Origin of the sequence: Streptomyces sp. AJS327, assembly GCF_013450295.1 — a bacterium.
GTDB lineage: Bacteria > Actinomycetota > Actinomycetes > Streptomycetales > Streptomycetaceae > Streptomyces.
Genome location: NZ_SKBR01000001.1, coordinates 23,388 through 48,618 on the forward strand (window position 1 = coordinate 23,388; position 25,231 = coordinate 48,618).

General features: G+C 74.7%; 18 protein-coding genes. 9 read left to right on the plus strand and 9 right to left on the minus strand.

Features of this window, described 5'->3' with window-relative positions; translation table 11 throughout:
• Window positions 1–397 precede the first annotated feature (397 nt).
• The 7 genes from E0L36_RS00090 to rsmI all read right to left on the minus strand — a co-directional run bounded on the left by E0L36_RS00090 (window position 398) and on the right by rsmI (window position 8,065).
• Entirely contained in the window at window positions 398–1,315 is a 918-nt protein-coding gene (locus E0L36_RS00090) for a 4-(cytidine 5'-diphospho)-2-C-methyl-D-erythritol kinase (RefSeq protein ID WP_180926807.1), read from the minus strand.
• Entirely contained in the window at window positions 1,312–2,382 is a 1,071-nt protein-coding gene (gene rsmA, locus E0L36_RS00095) for a 16S rRNA (adenine(1518)-N(6)/adenine(1519)-N(6))-dimethyltransferase RsmA (RefSeq protein ID WP_180926808.1), read from the minus strand. Before rsmA ends, E0L36_RS00090 begins: the two co-directional genes overlap by 4 nt.
• The gene (locus tag E0L36_RS00100) at window positions 2,379–3,557 is read right to left on the minus strand and encodes a ubiquitin-like domain-containing protein (RefSeq protein WP_308416574.1); all 1,179 of its coding nucleotides are present in this window, start codon (window positions 3,555–3,557) and stop codon (window positions 2,379–2,381) included. Before E0L36_RS00100 ends, rsmA begins: the two co-directional genes overlap by 4 nt.
• 785 nt (window positions 3,558–4,342) lie before the next feature.
• A complete protein-coding gene (locus E0L36_RS00105) occupies window positions 4,343–5,170 on the minus strand; it encodes a TatD family hydrolase (protein ID WP_180926810.1) in 828 nt (275 codons plus the stop codon).
• Between the two features lie 155 nt (window positions 5,171–5,325).
• Entirely contained in the window at window positions 5,326–6,339 is a 1,014-nt protein-coding gene (locus E0L36_RS00110; protein ID WP_180926811.1) for a helix-turn-helix domain-containing GNAT family N-acetyltransferase, read from the minus strand.
• Window positions 6,340–6,465: 126 nt separating this feature from the next.
• Window positions 6,466–6,813: a hypothetical protein gene (locus E0L36_RS00115; RefSeq protein ID WP_258015841.1), complete on the minus strand. Its 348-nt coding sequence runs from the start codon at window positions 6,811–6,813 to the stop codon at window positions 6,466–6,468.
• 406 nt (window positions 6,814–7,219) lie between these two features.
• The gene (gene rsmI / locus E0L36_RS00120) at window positions 7,220–8,065 is read right to left on the minus strand and encodes a 16S rRNA (cytidine(1402)-2'-O)-methyltransferase (RefSeq protein ID WP_180926812.1); all 846 of its coding nucleotides are present in this window, start codon (window positions 8,063–8,065) and stop codon (window positions 7,220–7,222) included.
• Between the two features lie 554 nt (window positions 8,066–8,619).
• Here rsmI and E0L36_RS00125 point away from each other — a divergent pair.
• From E0L36_RS00125 to E0L36_RS00165, 9 genes are all read left to right on the plus strand, one after another.
• On the plus strand, window positions 8,620–10,362 hold the full coding sequence (locus tag E0L36_RS00125) for a dolichyl-phosphate-mannose--protein mannosyltransferase (RefSeq protein ID WP_180926813.1): 1,743 nt from the start codon (window positions 8,620–8,622) through the stop codon (window positions 10,360–10,362).
• A gap of 360 nt (window positions 10,363–10,722) precedes the next feature.
• Complete coding sequence (locus E0L36_RS00130) at window positions 10,723–12,387, plus strand: penicillin-binding transpeptidase domain-containing protein (RefSeq protein ID WP_180926814.1); 1,665 nt, start codon at window positions 10,723–10,725, stop codon at window positions 12,385–12,387.
• A 267-nt stretch (window positions 12,388–12,654) separates the two neighbouring features.
• The gene (locus tag E0L36_RS00135) at window positions 12,655–14,562 is read left to right on the plus strand and encodes an ABC-F family ATP-binding cassette domain-containing protein (RefSeq protein ID WP_180926815.1); all 1,908 of its coding nucleotides are present in this window, start codon (window positions 12,655–12,657) and stop codon (window positions 14,560–14,562) included.
• A gap of 837 nt (window positions 14,563–15,399) precedes the next feature.
• Window positions 15,400–17,199 carry a PQQ-binding-like beta-propeller repeat protein gene (locus E0L36_RS00140; protein ID WP_180926816.1) on the plus strand — a complete coding sequence of 600 codons (1,800 nt, stop codon included), beginning with the start codon at window positions 15,400–15,402 and terminating at the stop codon, window positions 17,197–17,199.
• 342 nt (window positions 17,200–17,541) lie between these two features.
• Window positions 17,542–18,237, plus strand: coding sequence for a LuxR C-terminal-related transcriptional regulator (locus E0L36_RS00145; RefSeq protein WP_180926817.1), 696 nt, complete (start codon window positions 17,542–17,544; stop codon window positions 18,235–18,237).
• A 282-nt stretch (window positions 18,238–18,519) separates the two neighbouring features.
• Entirely contained in the window at window positions 18,520–19,752 is a 1,233-nt protein-coding gene (galT, locus tag E0L36_RS00150) for a galactose-1-phosphate uridylyltransferase (RefSeq protein WP_180926818.1), read from the plus strand.
• Complete coding sequence (gene galE, locus E0L36_RS00155; protein WP_180926819.1) at window positions 19,749–20,753, plus strand: UDP-glucose 4-epimerase GalE; 1,005 nt, start codon at window positions 19,749–19,751, stop codon at window positions 20,751–20,753. The genes galT and galE overlap by 4 nt, the downstream gene beginning before the upstream one ends.
• Window positions 20,754–20,788: 35 nt before the next feature.
• The gene (gene galK, locus E0L36_RS00160) at window positions 20,789–21,955 is read left to right on the plus strand and encodes a galactokinase (RefSeq protein ID WP_180928490.1); all 1,167 of its coding nucleotides are present in this window, start codon (window positions 20,789–20,791) and stop codon (window positions 21,953–21,955) included.
• Between the two features lie 334 nt (window positions 21,956–22,289).
• Window positions 22,290–23,228: a response regulator transcription factor gene (locus E0L36_RS00165; RefSeq protein ID WP_180926820.1), complete on the plus strand. Its 939-nt coding sequence runs from the start codon at window positions 22,290–22,292 to the stop codon at window positions 23,226–23,228.
• Window positions 23,229–23,633: 405 nt separating this feature from the next.
• On the opposite strand, the gene E0L36_RS00170 is transcribed toward E0L36_RS00165, so the two are convergent.
• Together E0L36_RS00170 and E0L36_RS00175 are read right to left on the minus strand one after the other, a co-directional pair.
• On the minus strand, window positions 23,634–24,392 hold the full coding sequence (locus E0L36_RS00170; protein ID WP_180926821.1) for an SDR family NAD(P)-dependent oxidoreductase: 759 nt from the start codon (window positions 24,390–24,392) through the stop codon (window positions 23,634–23,636).
• Between the two features lie 92 nt (window positions 24,393–24,484).
• Window positions 24,485–24,982: a MarR family winged helix-turn-helix transcriptional regulator gene (locus tag E0L36_RS00175; protein WP_180926822.1), complete on the minus strand. Its 498-nt coding sequence runs from the start codon at window positions 24,980–24,982 to the stop codon at window positions 24,485–24,487.
• Window positions 24,983–25,231: the final 249 nt, after the last annotated feature.

The following is a 25,231-nucleotide window of genomic DNA, read 5'->3' on the forward strand; positions in this document are numbered from 1 at the left end:
CGACCGCCCGCCGCGTGGCGGCGCACGGTCCGGCCGAACGGCGCGGGCCGGGCTGCCGGGGGCGGCGCCCGGGCGGGTACCCGGCCCGGAAGTCGTCAACCGCCGCCGGTGCGCCCGCCGTCCGGGGTGACGCGGGTCCGCGCGGACGGGGCGCCACCGCCGGGGCGGGCGTGCCCGGGCCGGGCCGTGACCGCCGGACCCGGGTCGCCGGATCGTGCTGCCAGTCTGCGGCGCCCGCCGGGAGACGGCCAACCGGCGCCCGCCGTCCGGTACTCGGCACCCCCCGGACGTGGGCCGGTCGGGCGGCGGGACGGGCCGTCAGCGCGACCTCCGTACGCGGGCGTCAGGGCGGACCGGCCCTCAGGGCGGGCCCGGAGACGGGGCTCGGGGCCGGGCGTCAGGGGAGGAGGGTGGCGCCGGGGACGGGGCCGCGCGCGACACGGGCGTCCCGGCAGCTACCGGAGGCGCGCAGCGCCTCCGCGACGGCCTCCGCCGTCTCGTCGCTCTCCGTCAGGAAGGCGCAGGTCGGGCCCGATCCGGAGACCAGCCCCGCCGAGGCGCCCGCGGCCCGGCCCACCGCCAGCGTCTCCGCCAGCGCGGGGCGCAGCGACAGCGCCGCGTCCTGGAGGTCGTTGCCGACGGTGGCGGCGAGCGCCTTCGCGTCGCCCGCCCGCAGCGCGGCGAGCAGCTCCGGGGACGCGTCCGGCTCGGGTCGTTCCGCGACGGTCGCGCCCGTACCGGAGGCGGCGCGCAGCCGGTCGCACTCGCCGTAGACCTCCGGGGTGGACAGGCCGCCGTCCGCGAGCGCGAACACCCAGCGGAACGCGCCGTTCACCTCCAGCGGGGTGAGCAGCTCGCCCCGGCCGCGGCCCAGCGCCGCCTCACCGACCAGGCTGAACGGCACGTCGGAGCCGAGTTCCGCGCAGATCTCCAGCAGCTCGTCCCGCGAGGCCCCGGTACCCCAGAGGGTGTCGCAGGCCAGCAGCGCTCCGGCGGCGTCCGCGCTGCCGCCCGCCATGCCGCCCGCGACCGGGATGTCCTTCTCGATCCGCAGCGCGACCCGGGGCTCGCGGCCGTACCGCTGGGCGAGCAGCCGTGCCGCGCGGGCCGCGAGGTTGCGCTCGTCGAGCGGCACCTGGTCGGCGCCGCTGCCCGAGACGGCCAGCCGCAGGGCGTCCGCGGGCTCCGCGGTGACGTGGTCGTAGAGGCCGACGGCGAGGAAGACGTTGGCCAGCCCGTGGAAGCCGTCCTCCCGCCGTCCGCCGACCGCCAGCTGGACGTTCACCTTCGCCGGTACCCGGACGGTGACGCTCACGCGTGGTTCCCCTCTCCGTCTTCCCGCCCCTCCCGGGCGGCCTCCCCGTCCGGGGCCAGCCCGGTGCCGTCCCGGGAGTCCCCCTCGGCCCGGTCCCGGGGGCTCCGGCCCGTCCCGTCCCCGGCCGTTCCGCCGACGCCGGCCGGACCCGGAGTACGCGCCGTCGCCGCGCTCGTCGCCGGGTGGTGCAGGGCGATGGCGGCGAACTGCTCGACGCTCAGCGCCTCACCGCGGGCGCGCGGGTCCACGCCCGCCGCGCGCAACGCCTCCTCCGCCCGCGCGGCCGAACCGGCCCACCCGGCGAGGGCGGAGCGCAGCGTCTTCCGGCGCTGCGCGAAGGCCGCGTCGACCACCGCGAACACCGCGTCCCGGGAGACCCCGGCGACTGGCGGCGCGTCCCGCCGCTCCAGCGCGACCAGCCCCGAGTCGACGTTCGGCGCGGGCCAGAACACGTTCCGCCCGATGGCGCCCGCGCGCCGCACCTCGCAGTACCAGGCCGCCTTGACGGACGGCACCCCGTACACCTTCGAGCCGGGCGCCGCCGCGAGCCGGTCCGCGACCTCCGCCTGCACCATCACCAGCGCGCGCCGCAGGCTCGGGAAGGTGGCCAGCATGTGCAGCAGCACCGGCACCGCGACGTTGTACGGGAGGTTCGCCACCAGGGCGGTCGGCTCCGGCCCCGGCAGCTCGGTGATCCGCAGCGCGTCCGCGTGCACCAGCTCGAAGGAGTCGGCGAGCCAGGGCGCGCGCGCCCGGACGGTCGACGGCAGCGCCGCCGCCAGTACCTCGTCCACCTCGACGGCGGTGACCCGGCGGGCCGACTCCAGCAGTGCCAGGGTGAGCGAGCCGAGCCCGGGGCCGACCTCCACCACCACGTCGTCCGGGCGCACGTCGGCGGCGCGGATGATGCGGCGCACCGTGTTCGCGTCGATCACGAAGTTCTGGCCGCGCTGTTTGGTCGGGCGGAGTCCGAGCACCTGGGCCAGCTCCCGGACGTCGGCCGCGCCCAGCAGGGGGTCGGGGCCGGGCGGGCAGCTGGGGGGTTCCGGTGCGGACTCGTCGCTCACCGCGACAGTTTACGGCCGCACACCGGCCACGGACTCGCGCCCCTGGAGACGTAGAGCTTCTTCGCGCGGAGGGTCTGCTCGGCGGCCGGGGCGTCCTGCGGGCGGCCGCTGCCGCCCAGCGAGCGCCAGGTGGACTGGTCGAACTGGTACAGCCCGCCGTAGGTGCCCGAGGGGTCGACCGCGTCCGGACGGCCCCCGGACTCGCAGCGCGCCAGCGCGTCCCAGTCGAGTCCGTCCGCGCCCCGGACGGAGGTCGGCAACCGCCGGGTGCCGACCCGGACGACCTCGTCCCGCGGCTCCCGGACGACCTCGCTCCGCACCCGCCGGGGCCGCTCGCGCACCCCGTTCACGGTGCGCACCTGGTAGAGGGTGCGGCGGAGTCCGGCCCTCCCGGCCCGCTCGACCAGTTCCGTGCCCTGGTCCAGCTCCGGGTCGGGACGCCGCACCGTCCGGAACGCGATGGCCTTCGCGCGGACCTGCTCGCTCCGGGCGACCCGCAGCACGGCCACCGTCTGCCCGTCGCGGGGGAAGGCGTCCAGCGGAACGCTCGTGGTGTCGTCGGCGCCCAGGTCCACCCCCGCCGCGCGGAGCGTCGCGCGGACGGTCGCCGCGTTGGTGGCCACGGTGTGCTCCCGGCCGTCCACGAGGACGGTGACCCGGCGTTCAGTCCGCACCTCCAGCGCCGTTCCGGCCCGCCCGAGGCGGGTCCCGGCGGGCGTCGACAGGTACGCGCCGTCCAGGCGCACGCCGAGTTCGCGGAGCGCGCCCCCCACGGTCCGGGCGGTGGTCCACACGATCCGGTGCCCGCCGTCCAGCGTGAGCCGCAGCGGCCGCCCGTGCCCGACGGCCACCTCGTCGCCGTGGCTGAGCGGGGTGTCCGGGGCGGGGGTGACCTCGTCGTGCGGCCCGAGGGTGACGCCCTCCCGCTCCAGCAGCCCCGTCACGTCCGAGGCGAAGGTGTGCAGGGTGCGCGCCTTCCCGTCGACGCTGAGCGTGACCGCCCTGTCGTGCGCGACGAAGGCCGAGGTGCCGCCCGCGAGGAACGCCACCACCAGCGCCTGCGGCAGGAGGCGGCGCAGCCCCTCGCCCCCGTCGCCGCTCCCGCGTCCCCGCGCCCGTCCCGCGCCCCGTCCGCGTGCCCGGTGGCCGCCGCGCCGCTCGGCGGTCCGGTCCACCGCGTCCGCCGTGTTCCCCGTCGGTGCCGGGGTAGCGGGGAGGCCCGCCGTCGGGTGTTCCGCTTCCCCGGGCGCGGAGGTCCGGCGGGGGACGGTCCCGGGCGGCTCGCCGCCGGGGGCGGGCCCCGAGGGCGCGCTCACGCGCACGGTGCCCTCCGCCCGCCGCACCGGGTCACCGTGGCCGCCCGCCCCGTCCCCGCCCGTCCCCCCGAAGCCCGCCCCATCCGTGCCGGAGTCACCAGCCGCTGACCCGTCACCGACCGACCCGTCCCCGCCCGGGCCAGCGCAGACCGGCCCACCGGCGGCGAACCGACCGGCGGCGGACCGGGCTTCGTTCGCGGGCGGGGCGGGAGCCGGATTCCCGTACGACGGCCCCCCGTACGGCTCAGTCGGCGTGCCTCGCCGTTCCGCGCGCGCCGCGCGGCGGCCCTGTGGCGACGTACTCGGACTCACGGTGTGCTCCCAGCGGTCCAGTGGACGGGCGCCGGGACTGTAGCCGAGCGAACGTCACTCTCCCAAGCGGTACGACCACGCTGTGTCGCGCCCGCCGAGTACCGTGAAGCGCGGTTCCACCCGATACGCGACGCCCGATGCCGGATGCGCGACGGCTGATCCTCGACGCCCGACGGGCGGTACCGGACACGCGTACGTCATGCCCGGCACACGGTGCGCGACGGGACGCGGGTACTGGTGGTTACCGGGACACGGGCCGGGGCGGCGGGTGCCGGACACGGGCCGGGGCGCGGGGACTTGGGGAGTCGTCCGGTGCGGGGTGGCTCGGCCGGTCAGTAGCCGAAGGCGCGGGCGGTGTTCGCCGCGATCTGGGTGGCGAGCGCGTCCTCGTCCAGCCCCTTGGTTTCGGCCATGGCGCGCAGCGTCACCGGGATCAGATAGGGCGCGTTCGGACGGCCCCGGAACGGCTCCGGGGTGAGGAACGGCGCGTCCGTCTCGACGAGCAGCAGCTCGGCGGGCGCGACGCGGAGGGCGTCCCGCAGCGGCTCGGCGTTCCTGAAGGTGACGTTCCCGGCGAAGGACATGAACCAGCCCTCGGCGGCGCACTCCCGCGCCATCGCCGCGTCCCCGGAGAAGCAGTGGAAGACCGTCCGCTCCGGCGCGCCCTCCTCGCGCAGCAGCCGCAGCACGTCGGCGTGCGCGTCCCGGTCGTGGATCACGAGCGCCTTGTCCAGCCGCTTCGCCATCGCGATGTGCGCGCGGAACGAGCGCTGCTGGGCGGCCAGCCCCTCCTCGCCGGTACGGAAGTAGTCCAGGCCGGTCTCGCCGACGGCCAGCACCTCGGGCAGCGCGGCCAGCCGCTCGATCTCGCCCAGCGCGGCGTCCAGTTCGCCCTTCTCGGCGAGGACCGGGGCCTCGTTGGGGTGGAGCGCGACGGCCGCCCAGACCGAGTCCCACTCCGCCGCGACGTCCGCCGCCCACCGGGCCCGCTCGACGTCGCACCCGATCTGGATCAGTGGGCCGACCCCCACCGCGGAGGCGGCGGCCAGCGCGTCCGCCACGCCGGGCGGCTGCATGTCGAGATGGGTGTGCGAGTCGGGGACCGCTACCCGCAGGGGCTCGGGCAGGGGCGGTGCCGTGGGCGTCTGGCGTCGGGACATGCCGTGATCCTAAGTCGTCGCCCGAACCGCCAGCCGACGCCCGACCCCGGCACCGCCCGACCTTCCCGGCACGCCCCGCGTCGGCCGGATCGCTGGTCCGCCCGAACCACTCCGGCGCCGGAGTGGTTCGGGCGGACCACCGGCGGACCGACGCCCTACGGGGTCCCGGGCGCTCCGGGTGTCTCGCGGGTCCCGGGCGTTCCGGGGGTGAGGCGCTTCTCGAACCAGTGGTGGGCGTAGGGCTCGTCGTTGAAGGCGGGGACCTCGGTGTAACCGCTGGTGCGGTAGAGCTGGGTGGCCGCCTCCAGCGCCTTGTTGGTGTCGAGGCGCACCAGATCGCGGCCCCGCCGCACGAGGTGGTCCTCCAGCGTGGCCAGGAGCCGTCGGGCCAGGCCGAGTCCCCGGGCGTCGGGCGAGACCCACAGCCGCTTGATCTCGGCGGGCGCCCCGGCCGGCAGCTTGAGCCCACCGCAACCCACCGGCTCCCCGTGCAGCCGCGCGACGAGGAACAGACCGCGTGGGGCCCGGAGTTCACCCGGGTCGGGCAGCAGGCTGCTGGCCGGGTCGAAGCCGCCGTCGAAGACCTCCCGCAGTTCGGCGGCGTAGGAGCGCAGACAGGACACGGCGTCGGGGTGGTCGGGGTCGAGCGTCTCGACGGTGACGACGGAGGCGGTCAGCAGCCGCTCGACCTCGGTCATGGCGGCGGTCAGCCGCTCGCGCTGCCGGGCGTCGAGCGGGGCGAGGAGGGAGGCGGCGTGCGCCTCGCTGCGCTCTTCGAGCCGCGCGCGCTCCGCACGCCCGGCCTCGGTCAGCCGCACGGTCCGCACCCGCCGGTCGCGCGGGTGCGGTGCGACGGCGACCAGTCCCTCGCGTTCCAGCGCCCGCAACAGCCGACTCACGTAGCCGGAGTCGAGGCCGAGTCGGGCGCGCAGGCCGCGTACGTCCTGCGGGACGCCCTCGCCGACCCCGTCCGCCTCCCGGCTCCCGTCCGCGCCTCTGTCCCTGCCCCCGTCCGCGCCGCCGCGCTCCTCCGCGTCGCCGATCTGCCAGAGCAGCCGGGCCTGGCCGTAGGGACGGGCGCCGCCCAGGTACCGGTCGTGCAGCACCCCCACCCGCTCGGCGACCGTTCTGCTGAACCGCCGTACCTGCTCCACCTGCTCCGTCGTCATTCTCTGACTCTAGTCAGACACTGGGTGAGGGGTAAAGCGGGGAGGGCGGGGATACGGGGCGGGGAGCCGCTCGCACGCCCCCGGCGTTCTCGTGCCGGGGGCGTGCGGGGTCAGGACGCGGCGGGTTCAGCGGCGGGAGTGTGACAGCGCCGCCGTGGCCTCCGAGACGCGTCCGGCGCGCATGATGCGCACCACGTGTCCGCCACAGGCGGAACAGGTGGGGCGGGTGAGGGGGGACGGAACGCGCTCGCCGTCCGCGTAGTAGACAATCATGGGACGGCCGTCGGGATAGGCGAGGTGCACGATCTCGTATTCCTGCTCCCAGCCGTGTCCGCACCGCATGCAGGCGAAGGAATACGCCTCGTGTACCGCGTGGTTGTTGTTCCGCGTCTCGCCCGCGGTGCCCTTCCGCTGAATTTCGGGCGCCGCCTCCGTGGTCTCTCCAGTACCGCCAGTGCCGTCGGTGTCCTTCATGGCAGCTCCTCTCTCCCCGCGCAGGGTGGCCCACTCACCAGTGGACTCCTGGAATCGGGAAAACGCAGCGGCCCCGTCCTGCTGTTGGGAGAGATTTGGGTTTTCCGTAGCTGGAGGGCGCTTCCGCATGCCCGTCCTTTGCTTTTGCTTTCCCGCGTCAACGCTTTACCGGATGGGCGTCCTCCCGAACGGGTCGGATTTCGGCGAATGGCATCGTTCACCGAAACCCCGGAACCGTTCACCGGCACCGGGATCAGTAGGGGTACTCAGGGGAACCCGTCGGCAAACATGGTCCCCGTGGGTTTCGCGCGTTCCCCCGGTATCGCGTTCCCCCGGTATCGCTTTCGCGCGGTATCGCGCTTCGTGCGGGTGCGGGTGCGGGTGCGGGTGCGGCGCGGGCGCCGGGTCAGGACTGGTGCTTCGCCGCGACCACCGCGTCGAACACCTCGCGCTTGGGGACCCCGGTGGCGCTCGCCACCGCGGCGATGGCCTCCTTGCGCCGCTCACCAGCCTCCTCGCGTTCGGCCACCCGACGGGCCAGCTCCGCCGCGTCCAGCGCCCCGGGCTCCGGCTCCGGCGCCCCGGAGACGACGACGGTGATCTCGCCCCGCACCCCGTCGGCCGACCAGGCGCGCAGTTCGTCGAGGGGGCCGCGCCGGACCTCCTCGTAGGTCTTGGTCAGCTCCCGGCACACCGCGGCCCGCCGGTCCGGGCCGAAGACCTCGGCCATCGCCTCCAGCGTGGCGGTCAGCCGGTGCGGCGACTCGAAGTAGACGAGGGTGCGCCGCTCCGTGGCCACCTCTCGCAGCCGGGCCAGTCGCTCCCCGGCCTTGCGGGGCGGGAACCCCTCGAAGCAGAACCGGTCGACGGGCAGGCCGGACAGCGCCAGCGCGGTCAGCACGGCCGAGGGGCCGGGCACCGCCGTCACCGGAACCTCACGCTCCACGGCGGCGGCGACCAGCCGGTAGCCCGGGTCCGAGACGGAGGGCATCCCGGCGTCCGTCACCAGCAACACGCGCGCGCCCTCGGCCAGCGCGTCCGCCAACTCCGGTGTGCGGGCGGCCTCGTTGCCCTCGAAGTACGACACCACCCGGCCGGAGGGCCGGACGCCGAGCGCCTGCGCGAGCCGCCGCAGCCGCCGTGTGTCCTCGGCCGCGACGATGTCCGCGCCCTCCAACTCGGCCGCGAGCCGGGGCGGGGCGTCGGCGACGTCGCCGATCGGGGTGCCCGCGAGTACCAGGGTTCCAGTCACCCGCCCATCCTCGCAGTCACCGCGAGCCGCCCCGCCCCCGCTCCGCCCCCACCCACCCGGGCCCTGCTCCCCCCCCACCCACCCGAGCCTTGCTCCGGCCGCCCTCCGTCCGTCGCCGGTGCCCGGCCCCGGCGGCGTCCAGCCCCGGCCGCCACCCGGATCCCGTATCGGCCACGCCCCGGCCGCCGCCCCAGACCCCGTACGAGCCGCGCGGCCCAGGCGCCGACCGCACCGCCCCGGCGCGAGCCGGACCGTGCCGGGCCGCACCGCGTGTCCGCCCGAACCGTCGTGTGCCCGGCGGGGGTTGGGGCCGGGACGGGGGCCGCGCGGGCGGGGACGGGCGGGGGAGGGGTCCGGCGCGCGGGGGTGCGCGGGCGCGGACGGGGGCCGGTGTGTGGTGGTGCGCCGGGGCGGACAAGTGGTGCGAGGCCCTCCGCCACCGCACGTAGGGGACGTGCGGTGGCGGAGGGCACGAGAAGGGGACCGGACGGTGCGCTGCGGGCATCACCGGCGTACGGACCGGCGTCCCCGCCCGCTCCCCACCCGGACCTACGATGGCGCGGGTGACCACCAGTGACACCGCCGAACCCACGGCCGACGCCACCCGCGAGAACCGTGGTGACTCCCAGCCCGCCTGGCGGTCACGGCTGCGCCGTTTCGGGTACACCGCGCCGTCCCGGCCGGGGGTGCGCGAGCGGCTGGTGCCGCCGTTCCCGGCGCCGGACGTGCGGGTGGGGGCGATGTTCGGGCTCTCGCCCCGGCTCGCCGCCGGGCTGGCCCGCTGGGCGGCCTGGATCGGCCCGGTACTGGTGGCCGTCGTCGCCGGGCTGCTGCGGTTCCACCAGCTGGGCTCGCCGCACGAGGTGATATTCGACGAGACCTACTACGCCAAGGACGCCTGGTCGCTGCTGCACCTCGGCTACGAGACCGACTGGCCGGACAACGCCAACGAGCGGATCCTCAAGGACCCAGGCAGTGTCAAGCTCCCCGGGGAGAGTTCGTACGTCGTCCACCCGCCCATCGGCAAGTGGGTCATCGCCCTGGGACTGGCGATCTTCGGACTGGAGCCGCTGGGCTGGCGCTTCATGGTGGCGCTGCTCGGCACCCTCTCGGTGCTGATGCTCTGCCGGATCGGGCGCCGCCTCTTCCGCTCGACGGCGCTGGGCTGCGTCGCGGGCGCGCTGCTCGCCTTCGACGGGCTGCACTTCGTGATGAGCCGCACCGCGCTGCTGGACCTGGTGCTGATGTTCTGGGTGGTGGCCGCCTTCGGCTGTCTGCTGCTGGACCGGGACCGCACCCGGGCGCGGCTGGCCGCCGCGCTCCCGCTCGACCCGCACACCCGCGAGCCGCGCGCCGACCCGCGCGTCGCCGACCGGGTCCGGCTCGGCTGGCGGCCCTGGCGGCTCGCCGCCGGGCTCTGCCTCGGACTGGCCTTCGCCACCAAGTGGAACGGGCTCTACATCCTGGCCGCCTTCGCGCTGCTGACGGTTCTGTGGGACGTGGGCGCGCGGCGTACCGCCGGGGCCACCCGCCCGTTCCGGGCGGCGCTCCTGCGGGACACGGTGCCCGCCTTCGTCTCGCTGGTGGTCGTCGCCTGCGCGACCTACGTGGCCTCCTGGACGGGCTGGTTCGCGACCTCCGGCGGCCACCTGCGGGACTGGGCGGACAAGGCCGGGGCGGAGACGTCCTTCGGCTGGATCCCCGGCCCGATCCGCAGCCTCTGGCACTACGAGAACGAGGTCTACGGCTTCCACGTCACCCTGACCTCGGAGCACACCTACCAGTCCAACCCGTGGAGTTGGCTGGTGCTGGGCAGACCCGTCTCGTACTACTACGAGGACATCAAGAAGGGGGATCCCGGCTGCCGGGGCCAGAGCGAGAACTGCGCCAGCGAGGTGCTGGCGCTGGGCACCCCGCTGCTGTGGTGGGCCGCCTGCCTCGCCCTGCTGTACGTCGCCTACCGCTGGCTGCTGCGCCGCGACTGGCGCGCGGGCGCGATCCTCTGCGGGGTCGCGGCGGGCTACCTGCCCTGGTTCCTCTACCAGGAGCGGACGATCTTCCTCTTCTACGCGGTCGTCTTCCTGCCCTTCCTCTGCCTGGCGCTGGCCATGGCGATGGGGGCGCTCGCCGGGCCGCCGGGCTCCACCGAACGCAGACGGGTGGTGGGGGTGGTGACCTCGGGCGTCCTCGGGCTGCTCATCATCTGGAACTTCGTCTACTTCTGGCCCATCTACACCGGCGAGCCGCTGCCCATGAGCGACTGGCGCCACCGCATGTGGCTCGACACCTGGGTCTAGCCACCGGCCCGGAACGGCGACGGACGGTGACGGCGGCCGCCGGGCGGGCGGCCCGGGACGGGGCCTGGGCCGGGTAACCCCGGCCGGGCGGCGGCCGGTTGGGGCCCCGGGTGCCCGCCGGTCGGGTGCTGTGCCGGGCGTCGCCGGACGTCCCGGTGTCCGCGCAGCTCAGCGAGGTGACGACCGGTCAACCACCGGGCGGGCGGGGCGCGTCGGGCCCGCGCCGCTGAGCGATCGTTATCGCCCTGATACAGGGCTGAATGGGCATACCCGGACACGGGGCGTCGACAGTGTGCTCTAGGGTGCCTCGGACAGGTCCTCGGTCAGTCGGCTGAGGCGGGGTGGAGGGGCAATTCTCAGATGCGTGACAGTCAGAAACTGGCCGTGATCGGTGGAGCCGCCGCCGTGGTCCTGGGCGCCACCGGCTTCGGCGTCTACGCCCTCGTGGGGAACGGCGACGACGGCGGCGGCGACAAGGACAAGGGCAGCGTCTCCGCCGCTGGCGACAGCTCGTCCTCCGGCGAGGAGAAGGAGGTCAAGACCGGTCCGCTCAGCTCGTCCGAAGTCCGCACGGCCTCCCAGGGGTTCCTCACCGCCTGGTCCTCGAAGGACGTGCGGAAGGCCGCCGGACTCACCAACGACAAGGCCGCGGCCGCCAAGGGGCTGAAGGGGCTCCACGACGAGGCGCGGCTGCGGAACCTGAAACTGACCCCGCGCCCCGCCTCGGACACCAAGGTGTCCTACAACGTCGCCGGTCAGTTGGAGTACGGCGAGGAGCGGGCCTCCTGGCAGTACGACACGGCGCTGAAGGTCGTGCGGGACAAGAAGACCGGGAAGCCGCTGGTCGACTGGGAGCCCTCGGTGCTCCACCCGCGGTTGAAGGACGGTCAGTCGCTGCGGACCGACAAGTCCGGGAACCCGCCGATCAAGGCCGTTGACCGGGACGGCAAGCCGCTGAGCAAGGCGGACCACCCGTCGCTCGGCGCCATACTGGACGACCTGCGCAAGCGGTACGGCGACAAGACCGACGGCACCCCGGGCGTCGAGACCCGGATCGTCGGCCCGAAGGGCCAGGACACCGGCACCACGCTCCGCACCCTCACCAAGGGCACCCCCGGCGAGCTGAAGACCACGATCGACAAGAAGACGCAGAGCGCGGCCGAAGCGGCGATCAAGGGCAAGGCCAAGGCGTCCGTCGTCGCGGTGAAGCCGAGCAGCGGTGAGATCCTCGCCGTCGCCAACACCCCGGCCACCGGCTTCAACAGCGCCGTCCGTGGCTCCCTCGCCCCCGGCTCCACCATGAAGGTGGTCTCCTCGGCGATGCTGCTCGACAAGGGACTCGCCTCGCCCGGCAAGCCGCACCCCTGCCCCAAGTACGCGACCTACGGCGGCTGGAAGTTCCAGAACCTGGACAAGTTCCAGATCAAGAACGGCACTTTCGCGCAGAGCTTCGCGCGCTCCTGCAACACCGCCTTCATCACCCAGGCGAAGAAGCTGAAGGACGACGACCTCACCAAGGAGGCCCGCGAGGTCTTCGGTATCGGTCTCGACTGGAAGACCGGAACCGGCACCTTCGACGGCAGCGTCCCGGTGCAGTCCGACGCGCAGATGGCCTCGTCGCTGATCGGCCAGGGCGGGGTCCGGATGAACCCGCTCGGCATGGCCTCCGTCGCGGCGACGGTGGAGAGCGGCACCTTCCGGCAGCCGGTGATCGTCGCGCCCTCGCTGGACAACCGGAAGATCGCCAAGGCCTCGCGTCCGATGAAGCCCAAGGTGGCCGGGGAGCTGCGGGACCTGATGAAGCTCACCGCCAGCAGCGGCACCGCGGCCGAGGCGCTGTCCGGCCTCAGCGGGGACGTCGGCGGGAAGACCGGCTCCGCCGAGGTCGACGGGCAGAAGAAGCCGAACGCCTGGTTCACCGCCTTCCGCGGGGACCTCGCGGCGGCGGCCGTGGTGCCCGCCTCCGGGCACGGCGGGAAGAACGCCGGTCCCGTCGTCCGCGACGTGCTGGAGTCCGGAAGCTGACCCGCGCTGGCTGACCCTCCGCCAGCCGCCCCGTACCCGACCGTCCGTACGGTCGACCGACCGATGAGGCCGCTGCTCCGGCAGCGGCCTCATCCGTTTCCGGGACGGGAGCGGCGCGGGAGCGGGACGTGAGCGGGCCCGGTGGACCGGCGCGTGCGGGGCCGGGTGGCCCGGGCGGGGGCCGTGTGGGGCGGGGGCCGCGGGGCCCGGGGGACTCCGCGGGGGTGACTACCCTGGAGAGCCGACCGGCCCGCGTACAGGAGTGAGATGGCAGCCAACCCAGTCAACCTCGTCAATCTGGAGGCCGTGGGCAAGATCTACGGCACCCGTGCGCTGCTTGACGGCGTCTCCCTCGGGGTGAGCGAGGGCGACCGGATCGGCGTCGTCGGGCGGAACGGCGACGGGAAGACCACGCTGGTGCGCACGCTCGCCAAGCTGGAGGAGCCGGACGGCGGCCGGGTCACGCACTCCGGCGGGCTGCGACTCGGGGTGCTCACCCAGCACGACTCGCTGGACCCCACCGCCACGGTCCGGCACGAGGTCGTCGGCGACCTCGCGGACCACGAGTGGGCGGGCGTCGCGCGCATCCGGGACGTGCTGACCGGACTCTTCGGCGGCCTCGGGCTGCCAGGCTTCCCGCGCGGCCTGGACACCGTGATCGGTCCCCTCTCGGGCGGCGAGCGGCGCCGGATCGCGCTGGCCAAGCTGCTCATCGAGGAGCAGGACCTCATCGTGCTCGACGAGCCCACCAACCACCTCGACGTGGAGGGCATCGCCTGGCTGGCGGGCCACCTGCGGGCGCGGCGTTCCGCGCTGGTCTGCGTCACCCACGACCGCTGGTTCCTCGACCAGGTCTGCACCCGGATGTGGGACGTCCAGCGCGGCACGGTCCACGAGTACGAGGGCGGCTACTCCGACTACGTCTTCGCGCGGGCCGAGCGGGAGCGGATCGCGGCGCAGGAGGAGGCGAAGCGGCAGAACCTGGTCCGCAAGGAGCTGGCCTGGCTGCGCCGCGGCGCCCCGGCGCGCACCAGCAAGCCCCGGTTCCGGATCGAGGCGGCCAACGCGCTGATCGAGGGCGAGCCGGAGCCACGGGACACCAGCGAGCTGATGCGGTTCGCCAACTCCCGCCTCGGCAAGACCGTGTTCGACCTGGAGGGGGTCACCGTCCAGGCTGGGGAGAAGCTGCTGCTCAAGCAGGTCACCTGGCAGCTGGGGCCGGGCGACCGGATCGGCCTGGTCGGGGTGAACGGCGCGGGCAAGACCTCGCTGCTGCGGGCGCTCGCGCGGAGCGCGGCGGAGCGCGAGGGCGTGGAGACGGCCGGCGCGGGCGTCACCGGTTCCGGGGGCGCGTCCGCGCTGGTGCCCGAGGGGCGGATCACCGTCGGGAAGACGGTGCGGCTGGCGTACCTCTCCCAGGAGGTCGCCGAACTGGACCCGGACATCCGGGTGCTGGAGGCCGTCGAGCAGGTGCGGTCCCGAGTGGACCTGGGCAAGGGCCGCGAGATGACCGCCTCCCAGCTGTGCGAGCGCTTCGGCTTCGTCAAGGAGAAGCAGTGGACGCCGGTCGGCGACCTCTCCGGCGGCGAGCGGCGGCGCCTCCAGGTGCTGCGCCTGCTGATGGACGAGCCGAACGTGCTGTTCCTGGACGAGCCGACCAACGACCTGGACATCGAGACCCTGACGCAGCTGGAGGACCTGCTGGACGGCTGGCCGGGCTCGCTGGTCGTCATCTCGCACGACCGGTACTTCGTCGAGCGGACCACGGACCGGGTCTTCGCCATGCTCGGCGACGGCACCCTGCGGATGCTGCCTGGCGGCGTGGAGGAGTACCTGGAACGTCGCGCGGAGCAGACCGCCGCCGCCACCCAGGGCGCTCCGCGCTCCGGGGGAGCGGCACGCTCCGGCGGGCGGGCCGCCGCGCCGGAGACGGCGGCGGAGCGCGCAGGGCAGCCCGCCAGGTCGGCCGGGGTCTCCCGGGCGGCGCAGAAGGAGATGCAGCGCATCGAGCGGCAGTTGGAGAAGGTCGAGCAGCGGGAGGCGGCGCTGCACGCCGAGATGGCCGAGCACGCCACCGACTTCGAGCGGGTCGCCGGCCTGGACGGGCAGCTGCGTGAACTCTCCGCCCAGCGGGACGAGTTGGAGAGCCGCTGGCTGGAACTGGCGGACGACTGAGTCCCCGGCGGCGCCCCGCACCCGGTAACGCACCCGATACGCCGATCTCGCCGGACCGGGTGCCCGGCGGCTGAGCCCCCGGCGTCCCGTACCGGCCGCGTCGAGTTCGCTACGCCGAACCCGCCGGTGCCGGGGTTCGGCACCCGGCCCCGGCGGCGTCCCACCGGCGCACGCCGTATCCGTCGGTGTCCACCTGTGTCCGTCCGTATCTGTCAGTGCCCACCAGTGCCCGCCAGTTCCCGTCAGCACCCGCCAGCGCTCGTCCGGTCATATCCGTTCCATCCGTGTCCGTCAGTGTCCGTCAGTGTCCATGCGTGTTCCTAGTTCGGGCCGGGTGCCGGGTGCCGGGGTTTCGTCCGTCATGGTCCGGGATGTGGTCTCTTGCCCGGCTGTGCGGGGTCGGGGGCTCTCCGCTGCGTGGCCGCCGCGCGGTGCTCGTGGCGTCGCGGGGGCGACACGGGGGCGTTCCGGGGTTGTCGCGGGGGTGTCCCGGGCGTGCTACGGGAGTGTCCGGTTCGCGCAACGGGCGCCGGGGAGCGGTGGGTTGGCGGGGTGGGGGTGAGCGGTGGGGCGGGGCCGCCGGTTGTGTGGGTGCTGTGCAGGTCATGGTCGGCGGTGGGGGATGGGGGGAGACCGATGGGTTCGCGCCATGGGTGTCGTGTTCCGGTCTGGTTTCGACTTCGGTGTGCTCCGGGAACCGGGCCGCCTGTCTGACGTGTCCGGTGATAGAAAGAACCTCCGCTCACTTGTCCGCCTATGACAGGCCGCATGTCCGATTCGCTCGGCCCGCAGAGGGTTCAGGGGGATCGTGCGGTCTCTCTGACACGAGGGATTGTCATGTCGCAGCCGCCTCCGCCGCCCAATCAGCCGCCGTCGGGCGGCTTTGGCGCGCCGCAGGACCCGAAGGACCAGCCGTCGTACGGCTACCCGCAGCCGGGTCAGCCGCCGCAGGCGCCCGCTGGCCCGCCGCAGACTCCGCCGCCGGGTCAGCCGCCGACGCCGCCGCCCGGTGGCGCGTACGGCTATCCGCAGCCGGGTCAGCCGCCGCAGGCGCCCGCTGGCCCGCCGCAGACTCCGCCGCCGGGTCAGCCGCCGACGCCGCCGCCCGGCGGTGCGTACGGCTACCCGCAGCCGGGTCAGCCGACCCCGCCGCCGGGTGGTTTCGGGGCGCCGGTGCCGCCCGGCCAGCACCCCGGCGCGTACCCGACGATGCCGATGGGCTCGGGCATGCCGGGCGGTCCCGGCAACGGCAACAAGAACAAGATCATCGCGATCGTCGCCGCGGCGGTGGCCGTGGTGCTCATAGCCGGGCTCGGGGTCTTCTTCCTCACGAAGGACGACTCGGACGGCAACGACGAGTCCAAGGGCGATGACAAGGGCTCCTCGGAGGGCTCGTCCGGTGGCGGTGACCCGAAGGGCGGCGGCGACCCGAAGAAGCCGCAGAACGTCGAGGGCAAGCTGGTGATCAGCGAGAACTCCCCCAAGGTCAGCGATCTGACCACGGCGGAGGGCGGCTGGGCCACGGACAAGGTGTTCGCCAAGTCCGGTGTGGACGCCATCGTCGGCTACGGCCTCGACAACGGCAGCAAGAAGTGGAGCATCCCGCTCAAGGGCGAGGTGTGCACCGCCTCCCGGCAGAAGACCGAGGACAACCGGGCGGCGCTGGTCACCCGGGAGACCAAGTCGAGCAAGGCGAAGTGCAACCGGCTCATGGTGATCGACCTGGACGAGGGCGAGGAGCTGTGGTCGAAGACGCTGCCCGGTGAGCCCACGACCAACGACAACGTGACCCTCGCGGAGGGCGTGGTCGCCACCGCGTGGATCGGCGGTTCGGCCGGGTACAACATCGAGTCGAAGAAGGAGATCTGGGCGGCCGAGAACTCGGGCGACTGCCGGGACGAGGGGTACGCGGGCGGCAAGCAGCTGGTCGCCGTGACCCGCTGCGGTTCCTACGACAGCCCCAAGTTCAGCATCCAGAAGGTCAACCCGAAGAACGGCAAGCCCACGAAGAAGTTCGACGCGATGCCGAAGAACGTCGAGGCCGTCCGGGTCGCCTCCACCCAGCCGCTGACCCTGGAGGTGGCCGCCGGTGACAGCTCGGCGAGCGACGTCTTCATGATCACCGACGACTGGAAGGGCATCGACGGCCAGATCCGGCTCGGGAACCGCTACTACTCGGGGTGCAGCACGGAGACGGAGTCCTGCCTGCGGATGGGCGTGACCGACAAGGTCGTCACCCTCTCCACCAAGACCCACTCCGGGCAGGACGGCAGCACCAACGAGATCATGGCCTTCGACCGCAAGGGCAAGACCAAGTGGATGGTCGAGGGGGGCCCGAACCGCGAGATCATGCCGATCGGCACCGACGGCGACAACGTCATCGGCTACAAGCGCCCGACCTACGACAAGGGCGGCGAGGTCGTCTCGGTCGACGCGGCGGGCAAGGCGACCACGGTGCTGCGGATGCCCTCCGACAAGCTGGAGGACGAGAAGGCGATCTCCATCAGCTCGATCTCCTCGACCAACCCCGCCACCTACCACAACGGGTACTTCTTCATGGACCAGGACCTCATCTCCGACCGCAAGCCGATCGGTGACGAGGAGCGGAAACTGGTGGTCGGCTACGGACCCCGCTGATACGGCCGCCCGGTGAGCCGCTGAGGCTCGCCGGGCCCACACCGCGACCACGGGACCGGTCCCGCGAGGACACCTCCTCCGGGTTCGGGCGGGCCTCCGAGCCCGTCCGGATTCGGGGGGCGTGCCCTAGCGTGGGGCCGGTCCCGTGGCGTTGTATGTGCCCCGGAGGCACATGCCATGGGCCGAGGGCCGCCCGTGCGGGCGTCTCCCTCCCGCGGGGTGCCTCGCGTCCGCCCTTTCGGCGCACGGGGGGCGCGGGATGGCGGAGGAGCGTGTAGCTTCCGAGACAGGAGAGGGACGGATCGGGGGACCCGCCTCTCCCGATGGTGTGGGGGTAGCCGAATGAGCGTGCGTCTCATGGTGGTTGACGACCACCGCCTGCTCGCCGAGGCCCTCGCCTCGGCCCTGAAACTCCGTGGGCACCGGGTGCTCGCGGCGGCGGCGCCCAGCGCGGGCGCCGCCGACCTCATCGTGAGCCGGGCGCCCGAGGTGTGCCTGCTGGGCACCGCGACCCCCGCGGAACCGGGCGTCTTCGATCCGGTCGTCCGGGTCAAGCGGGAGAAGCCGCAGGTCGCCGTGGTCGTGCTGGGACCGGTACCGAGCCCGCGCGGTATCGCCGCCGCCTTCGCCGCCGGCGCCTCCGGGTACGTACGGCAGGACGAGCGGATCGAGGGTGTCGAACGCGCCATGATGAAGGCCAGGGCGGGGGAGGCGGCCGTCGCGCCGCAGCTCCTCCAGGAGTCCTTCACCGAACTGCTCAACCCCGCCGCCGAACCGGACGACGAGGGCGCGCGGTTGCTCCAGGTCCTCACCCCGCGTGAGGTGGAGGTGCTGGTGCGCGTCGCCGAGGGGGAGGACACCAGGCTGATCGCGGTCGGCATGGGCATCGCCCCCAGCACCGCCCGGACCCACGTACAGCGCGTCCTGATGAAGCTCGGTGTCGGCTCGCGGCTGGAGGCGGCGGCGCTCGCCGCCCGCACCGGCCTGCTGGAGCGGGCCGGTGGGGCGGCCCGTGGAGTGCCCGCACAGCCCCTCTGACCCGAGCCCGGTCCGTGGGACGGAGGGCCGGACGCCGTACGCGGGGTACGGGGCGCGCCGCGCCGGGGTGGGTGGGGCGGTACGCCCCGGGAGGCGGAAGCGTCCGGCGGCGAGCGTCAACCCCCGCGCGCCCGGGGCGTGTTGATGGGGGCGGAGCGGCGTCGTGGGGGGTTCGCGGGGGCGGGGCGCTTGTGGTGGGGTGGAAGCCGGGGAACGATCGGGGTCCAGGAGACCGTCGGCGAGAGGGAGTTCGCACGTGGCGCAGCTCGACGGGGGACCGCCGTGAGGAAGACCCCACTGCGGCTCCCGGACGGACGGGAGATCGTCTACTACGACAGCGCGGCCGACACCGTACGGCCCCGCGTTCCGCACGCCGAGCCGTCCGGCCCCGCGCGGGTGTCGGACTCCGGCCCCGCGCGGGCCTCGGGTGGGGAGCCCGTCCAGGGGGTCCCGGACGCGGTCTCCGCGCTGCGCCGCGATCCGCTGCTGGGGGACTGGGTCGCCGTCACCGCGCACCGCAACTCCCGCACCTACCATCCGCCCGCCGCGGACTGCCCGTTGTGCCCCTCCACCCCGCCGGGCGAACCGGCGGAGGGAGTGACCAACGGAGGGCGGCGGACCGAGATCCCCGAACCGGACTACGAGGTGGCGGTCTTCGAGAACCGCTTCCCCTCCTTCACCGGGGGACCCGGTCCGGAGCAACCGGCCGCCCCGCACGGCCTGTTCGGGGAGCGGCCGGGCGCGGGCCGGTGTGAGGTCGTCTGCTTCACCTCCGACCACCACGCCTCCTTCGCCGAACTCGACGAGGAACGCGCCCGGTTGGTCCTGGACGTGTGGACCGACCGGACGGCCGAGCTGTCCCGGCTGCCCGGTGTCGAGCAGGTCTTCTGCTTCGAGAACCGGGGCACCGAGATCGGGGTGACGCTCAGCCATCCGCACGGGCAGGTGTACGCCTACCCGTTCGTCACCCCGCGCACCGAGCGGATGCTGGAGTCCGCCGCCGCCCACACGGCCCGTACCGGTGGCCGGAACCTCTTCGACGACGTGCTGGCCGCCGAGGAGGCGGCGGGCGACCGGGTCGTGCTGGCGGGCGAGCACTGGCTGGCGCACGTGCCGCACGCCGCGCGCTGGCCGTACCAGGTGCGGATCTGCCCGCGCCGCCGGGTGCCGGACCTGACGGAGCTGGCGGAGGAGGCCCGCGCCGAGTTCCCCGGCCTCTACCTCGACCTGCTCCGCCGCTTCGACCGGATCTTCGGTCCGGACGAGCCGCCCACCCCGTACATCGCGGCCTGGAACCAGGCTCCCGGCGTGGGGCGCCGTGCCGGGCGGGGCGGCAGCGGCGCCGGGTACGCCGCCCACTCGGAGTTCGGCGCCCATCTCGACCTGTTCACCGTGCGCCGGGCGCCCGGCAAGCTGAAGTTCCTCGCCGGTTCGGAGTCCGGCATGAACGTGTTCATCAACGATGTGCCGCCGGAGGCCGCGGCCCAGCGACTGCGGGAGGTAGCGAGCGGATGAGCGGCGGCGGAACGGGCCGGTACCTGGTGACCGGCGGTGCCGGGTACGTCGGTGGGGCGGTGGCGGCGCGGCTGCTGGCGGCGGGCCACCGGGTGACCGTCCTGGACGACCTGTCCACCGGTTTTCGCGCGGGCGTGCCGGAGGGCGCCAGCCTCGTCGAGGGGCGGATCCAGGACGCCGCGCGCTGGCTGGACCCGTCCTACGACGCGGTGCTGCACTTCGCGGCCCGCTCGCAGGTCGCCGAGTCGGTGCGGGACCCGGAGCCGTACTGGCGGAACAACGTCGGCGGCACCCTCGACCTGCTGGCCGCGATGCGGGGCGCCGGGGTGCGGCGGCTGGTCTTCTCCTCCACCGCCGCGGTCTACGGCGAGCCCGCCGAGACCCCCCTGACCGAGTCCGCGCCCACCGCCCCGACCAGCCCGTACGGCGCGTCCAAGCTGGCGGTCGACCACCTGCTGGCGGGGGAGTGCCGGGCCCACGGGCTCGCCGCCACCTCACTGCGGTACTTCAACGTGGCGGGCGCTCACCGGCCGGAGGGCGGCGGGCCGGTGCTGGGCGAGCGGCACGACCCGGAGAGCCACCTGATCCCGCTGGTCCTCCAGGTCGCCCTGGGACAGCGGGAGTCCATCGCGGTGTACGGGGACGACTACCCCACTCCGGACGGCAGCTGCGTACGGGACTACATCCACGTCACGGACCTCGCCGAGGCCCATCTGCGCGCCCTGGGCGCCCCGGAGCCCGGCGAGCACCTGGTGTGCAACCTCGGCAACGGCAACGGCTTCTCCGTGCGGGAGGTCATCGAGACCGCGCGGCGCGTCACCGGTCACCCGCTGCCGGAGACCGCCGCCCCGCGCAGGGCGGGCGATCCGGCGGTCCTCATCGCCTCCTCGCGGCGGGCGCGGGATCGGCTGGGCTGGCGGCCCCGACGGGCCGAGCTGGCCGACATCATCGGCGACGCCTGGGAGTTCGCCCGCGCCACCGCCTCGGAGGCGGCCCGGTGACGGCCGCGTGGAGCGGGGCGGACGCCGCCTCGGAGCTGGGCCAGGGCGCCGACCCGGCGGGTCCCCGCGCCTTCCGCGCGGTGTACGGGGCGGCGCCGGACGGCGTATGGGCGGCGCCGGGCCGGGTCAACCTGATCGGTGAACACACCGACTACAACGACGGGTTCGTGCTGCCGGTAGCCCTCCCGCAGACCTGCCAGGCCGCCGCCGCGCCCCGCCGCGACGGGCTGCTGCGGGTGCACTCCTCCGGCGTCCCGGGCGGGGTGGTGACCCTCACTCCCGAGCAACTGGTGCCCGGCGAACCGGCGGTGGAGGGCTGGGCCGCCTATCCGGCGGGCGTGCTCTGGGCGTTGCGCGGCGCCGGACACCAGGTGGGCGGTGCGGACCTGCACTTCGTCAGCACCGTTCCGGCCGGGGCGGGGCTGTCCTCCTCGGCGGCGCTGGAGGTCGTCACCGCCCTCGCGCTGAACGAGCTGTACGGGCTCGGGCTGGGCGGGGGAGCGCTGGCGCGGCTGTGCCAGCGGGCGGAGAACGAGTTCGTCGGGGTGCCGAGCGGCGTGATGGACCAGACGGCCGCGGCCTGTTGCGTCCCGGGTCACGCGCTGTTCCTCGACACCCGTGAACTCTCTTGGCGTCAGGTGCCGTTGGCGCTTCCCGCCCACGGGCTGCGGTTGCTGGCGGTCGACACCGGAGTGCGGCACGCGCTGGCCGACGGCGCGTACGCGGAGCGCCGCGCGGCCTGTGAACGAGGCGCCGCCGCGCTCGGTGTGGCCGCGCTGCGCGATGTCCCGCCCGACGAGGCGCAGTCGGCGCTGGAGCGGATCGCGGACCGGGACGTCCGGCGCGCGGTGGGGCACGTGCTCACGGAGAACGAACGGGTGCGCCGCACCGTGCGCGCCCTGGACGCGGGTGACCCCGCCACCGTCGGCCCGCTGCTGACGGCGAGTCACACCTCCCTGCGGGACGATTTCCGGGTGTCCTGCGCCGAGTTGGACCTGGTGGTCGACACCGCGCTGGCCGCCGGGGCGCTCGGTGCCCGGATGACCGGCGGCGGCTTCGGCGGCTCGGCCCTGGTACTGGTGGAGGAGGGGGCGCGGGAGCGCGTCGGGGAGGCCGTTTCGGACGCCTTCGCCCGCGCCGGTCACCAGCCCCCACGGGTCTTCGACGTGGAGCCGGGCCCCGGCGCCCGCCGTCTCGTCTGAGCCCCGCCCACCCGCCCGCCGGGTGCGGTCGCCCGGTCACCGGCGGCCCGGCGCGGCAGCAGTCGCGCACGTCAACTGCCGTACTGAGCAAGTGTGTTGACGTATTGCGCGCGTTGGTCCGCAGGCGGCCCGTGGCGCAGTAGAATCGCCCGCCCTTGCCACGCACCGGACTTACGCTGATGCTGAAAGACCAGTACCGGAGGGGGCCGGTGCTGATCAGGGGGTGACGAAGCCGGGTACGGAGGCTCGGGGTGGGGTAGCAGCGCAGCACGACGGCGATCGGGTTGCCCTGCGCTCCGGACCCGGAGCCCGGCCCGCTCTGCCTGGGGGTGCTATGCGACGTATCCGTGTGCTGGTGGTCGACGACCACCGGATCTTCGCCGAGTCCTTGGCCGCCGCGCTGGCGGCCGAACAGGACGTCGAGGTGGCGGCGGCGGGCAGCGGCCCCGCCGCGCTGCGCTGTCTGGAGCGCGGCGTGGCCGAGGGCCGCCGCTTCGACGTGCTGCTGGTCGACGCGGACTTGGCGGCCCCGTCGAACGGCGGCCCCGCCGCCCCCGCCGCCGGCGGACCGGCCGCGCCGGGCGCGACGGCACCGCGCGACGGCCTCCCGGGCGGTCCGCCGCCCCCCTCCGCGCCGAACGGCCCCGGCGACGGCCGCCCCCCGGCCCGGAGCGGCGCCCCACCGGGTCCCCCGGCCGAGCCCGCGAACGCGCCGCCCGGCGGGACGCCCGGCGGGACGGCGGGCGCCGCCGCTGCCGCGACGGGCGGCATCTCCCTGCTGACCAGGACGCGTTCGGAGTACCCGAAGCTGCGCACCGTGATGCTCGCCGAGCGTGACGACCCCCGGCACGCGGCGGCGGCCCTTCAGGCGGGCGCCGGTGGCTGGGTGGCGAAGGACTGTTCGCTGTCCCGGCTGCTCCAGGTGATACGCGGGGTGCTGAAGGACGAGACGCATCTCTCGCCCGCGCTGCTCACCGGCGTGCTGAAGGAGCTGACGGCATCCCGGAAGCACCGCACCGAGAGCGAGCGGCTGGTCGGCTCGCTGACGCCCCGGGAGCGCGAGGTGCTGCGCTGCATGGTGGCGGGGCTGGGGCGTAAGGCCGTGGCCGAGCGGCTGTTCCTCTCCCCGCACACCGTCCGTACTCACATGCAGAACGTGCTGGGCAAGTTGGGCGTGCACTCCACACTGGCGGCCGTCGCGCTCGCGCGGCGAGCCGGGGTCGGCCCCGCCGAGCTGGGGCAGGGCACCGCCCGTTCCCCGGCGGCCGGTTGAGGCGCCGCGCCCCGCAGGACACCGGCCCCGCCGTCAACAGCGGCCGCTCACCGGTGACATGGCCGTGCGCCGCCTCCGTCACCGCCGACCGCCCGGGCCCCCTCCCGGCACCCGGCCCGGCGGCCCCGCCGCCAGCCACGTCCGGCGATCGGCCCCGCACCCCTCAGGCGTTCCGTCACGCGTCCCGCGTCGGTGGCCTGTTGACGCTTCCGCCGTCTTCTCCCTCCCCGTCGCCCGCGCCCCCCGCCGCGCCCGGTACGCCCGGGAACGTGGGTTCCCCTCCGTCGCTCCGCTCCGTCCGGCGGCCCCAACAGGCTTACGTACGCGCCGGGTTGGCGATCCGTCCGGCGGCCCCGCACCGGCCAGCGCTGTCGTGCCCGGCCGCCGCCGCGCCCGGGGGCGGTGTCAGGTGGTGCCGGGTTTGTGGACGCTCCAGCCGCCGTCCACCACCAGCTCGGTCCCGGTGACGTACGAGGCGTCCGGCGAGAGCAGGAAGGCGACGGCCGCCGCCACCTCGTCCGGGTGCCCGAGGCGCCCCGCGACCGTGTCCCGGGCCGTCGCCCGCGCGTCCTGTTCGGTGACCCCCTCCCAGGCGGGGGTCAGGATCGGTCCCGGCAGCACGCTGTTCACCCGCAGTCTCGGGCCGTACTCCACCGCCAACTGCCGTGCGAGACCGGTGAGTCCGGCCTTGGTCGCGGCGTAGGCCGGACGGCCGGGCAGCCCGAAGTGGGCGTGCACGGAGGAGGTGAGCACCACCGCGCCGCCCCGTTCGCGAAGGTCGTCCAGGCAGGCCCGGACGCCGAGGAAGGCGCCGGTGAGGTTGACGGCGAGCTGCGCCTGCCAGTCGGCCAGCGAGAGCGCCTCCGCGCTGTCCCGCACCGCCAGCGCCGCGTTGCTCACCAGCCCGTCCACCGGGCCGAAGCCCTGCCGGGCGGTGCGTACCGCCCGGGACCAGGCGGGCTCGTCCGTCACGTCGCCCAGGACGAAGGCCGCGCGCCCGCCCGAGGCGGTGATCTCGCGGGCGGTGCGGTGCCCGCCGCCCTCGTCCGCGTCCAGGATGACGAGCGCGGCGCCCTCGTCCGCCAGCCGGTGCGCGACGGCCGCGCCGATGCCGGAGCCACCGCCGGTGACGATGACGGTACGGTCTGCGAAGCGTGCGCTCATGGCCGCCGATGCTATGCGGCCCACCGCGCCACCGGCCAGTCGGCGCCGCGCCGTTGAGCGGTGGACGGGCGTGCGTGCGGTCAGTGCCCGGCTCAGCCTGGGGTGTTGTCGAACGGCGCCGTCAACTGACGCAGGAGATCGGCGAGTTCACCGCGCTGAAGCGGCGACAGCTCGGCGAGGATGGCGCGTTCCTGGGTGAGCAGCCCGGCGAGCGCGCTGTCCGCGTGGTCCCGCCCGGCGGTGGTGAGACGGACGAACACGCCGCGCCGGTCGTGCGGGTCCGGGAGCCGCTCCACGAGGCCCTTCTTCGCGAGCCGGTCGATGCGGTTGGTCATGGTGCCCGAGGTGACCAGGGTCTGGGTGAGCAGCTGGCCAGGGGAGAGCTGGTAGGGGGCGCCCGCCCGGCGCAGCGCCGTGAGGACGTCGAACTCCCAGGGCTCCAGGCCGTGTTCGGAGAAGGCCAGGCGGCGGGCCCGGTCGAGGTGGCGGGCGAGGCGGCTGACCCGGCTGAGCACCTCCAGCGGCTCCACGTCGAGGTCGGGGCGCTCCCGGCGCCATGCCGTCACCAAGCGGTCGACCTCGTCCTCCATGCCGCCAGTGTAATAGTTCTGTCGACATTAAGCCTCTTGACGTCGAGACGTTGACGCTGGCCCCGCGGTGTGCTCCACCACCCCCGCTGCCACCGCCACCCCCTCCGACCCGTCGTCCGGGCCGGACGAGCCGGACGGGAGGCGCGGGCGCCGGGCGGGAGGGACAGGGTGGCCGGGCGGGAGCAACGGGGAGGCCGGGCGGGAGGGACAGGGAGGCCGGGCGGCAGGGACAGGGTGGCCGGGCGGGAG

Excerpts from the sequence above, each read along its gene's own strand:
- E0L36_RS00105 (WP_180926810.1), bottom strand. The coding sequence starts at position 5,170 with ATGTCCCGACGCCAGACGCCCACGGCACCGCCCCTGCCCGAGCCCCTG.
- E0L36_RS00110 (WP_180926811.1), bottom strand. The coding sequence starts at position 6,339 with ATGACGACGGAGCAGGTGGAGCAGGTACGGCGGTTCAGCAGAACGGTC.
- E0L36_RS00115 (WP_258015841.1), bottom strand. The coding sequence starts at position 6,813 with ATGAAGGACACCGACGGCACTGGCGGTACTGGAGAGACCACGGAGGCG.
- E0L36_RS00125 (WP_180926813.1), top strand. The coding sequence starts at position 8,620 with ATGGCGCGGGTGACCACCAGTGACACCGCCGAACCCACGGCCGACGCC.
- E0L36_RS00130 (WP_180926814.1), top strand. The coding sequence starts at position 10,723 with ATGCGTGACAGTCAGAAACTGGCCGTGATCGGTGGAGCCGCCGCCGTG.
- E0L36_RS00135 (WP_180926815.1), top strand. The coding sequence starts at position 12,655 with ATGGCAGCCAACCCAGTCAACCTCGTCAATCTGGAGGCCGTGGGCAAG.
- E0L36_RS00140 (WP_180926816.1), top strand. The coding sequence starts at position 15,400 with ATGTCGCAGCCGCCTCCGCCGCCCAATCAGCCGCCGTCGGGCGGCTTT.
- E0L36_RS00145 (WP_180926817.1), top strand. The coding sequence starts at position 17,542 with ATGAGCGTGCGTCTCATGGTGGTTGACGACCACCGCCTGCTCGCCGAG.
- galE (WP_180926819.1), top strand. The coding sequence starts at position 19,749 with ATGAGCGGCGGCGGAACGGGCCGGTACCTGGTGACCGGCGGTGCCGGG.
- E0L36_RS00165 (WP_180926820.1), top strand. The coding sequence starts at position 22,290 with ATGCGACGTATCCGTGTGCTGGTGGTCGACGACCACCGGATCTTCGCC.
- E0L36_RS00170 (WP_180926821.1), bottom strand. The coding sequence starts at position 24,392 with ATGAGCGCACGCTTCGCAGACCGTACCGTCATCGTCACCGGCGGTGGC.
- E0L36_RS00175 (WP_180926822.1), bottom strand. The coding sequence starts at position 24,982 with ATGGAGGACGAGGTCGACCGCTTGGTGACGGCATGGCGCCGGGAGCGC.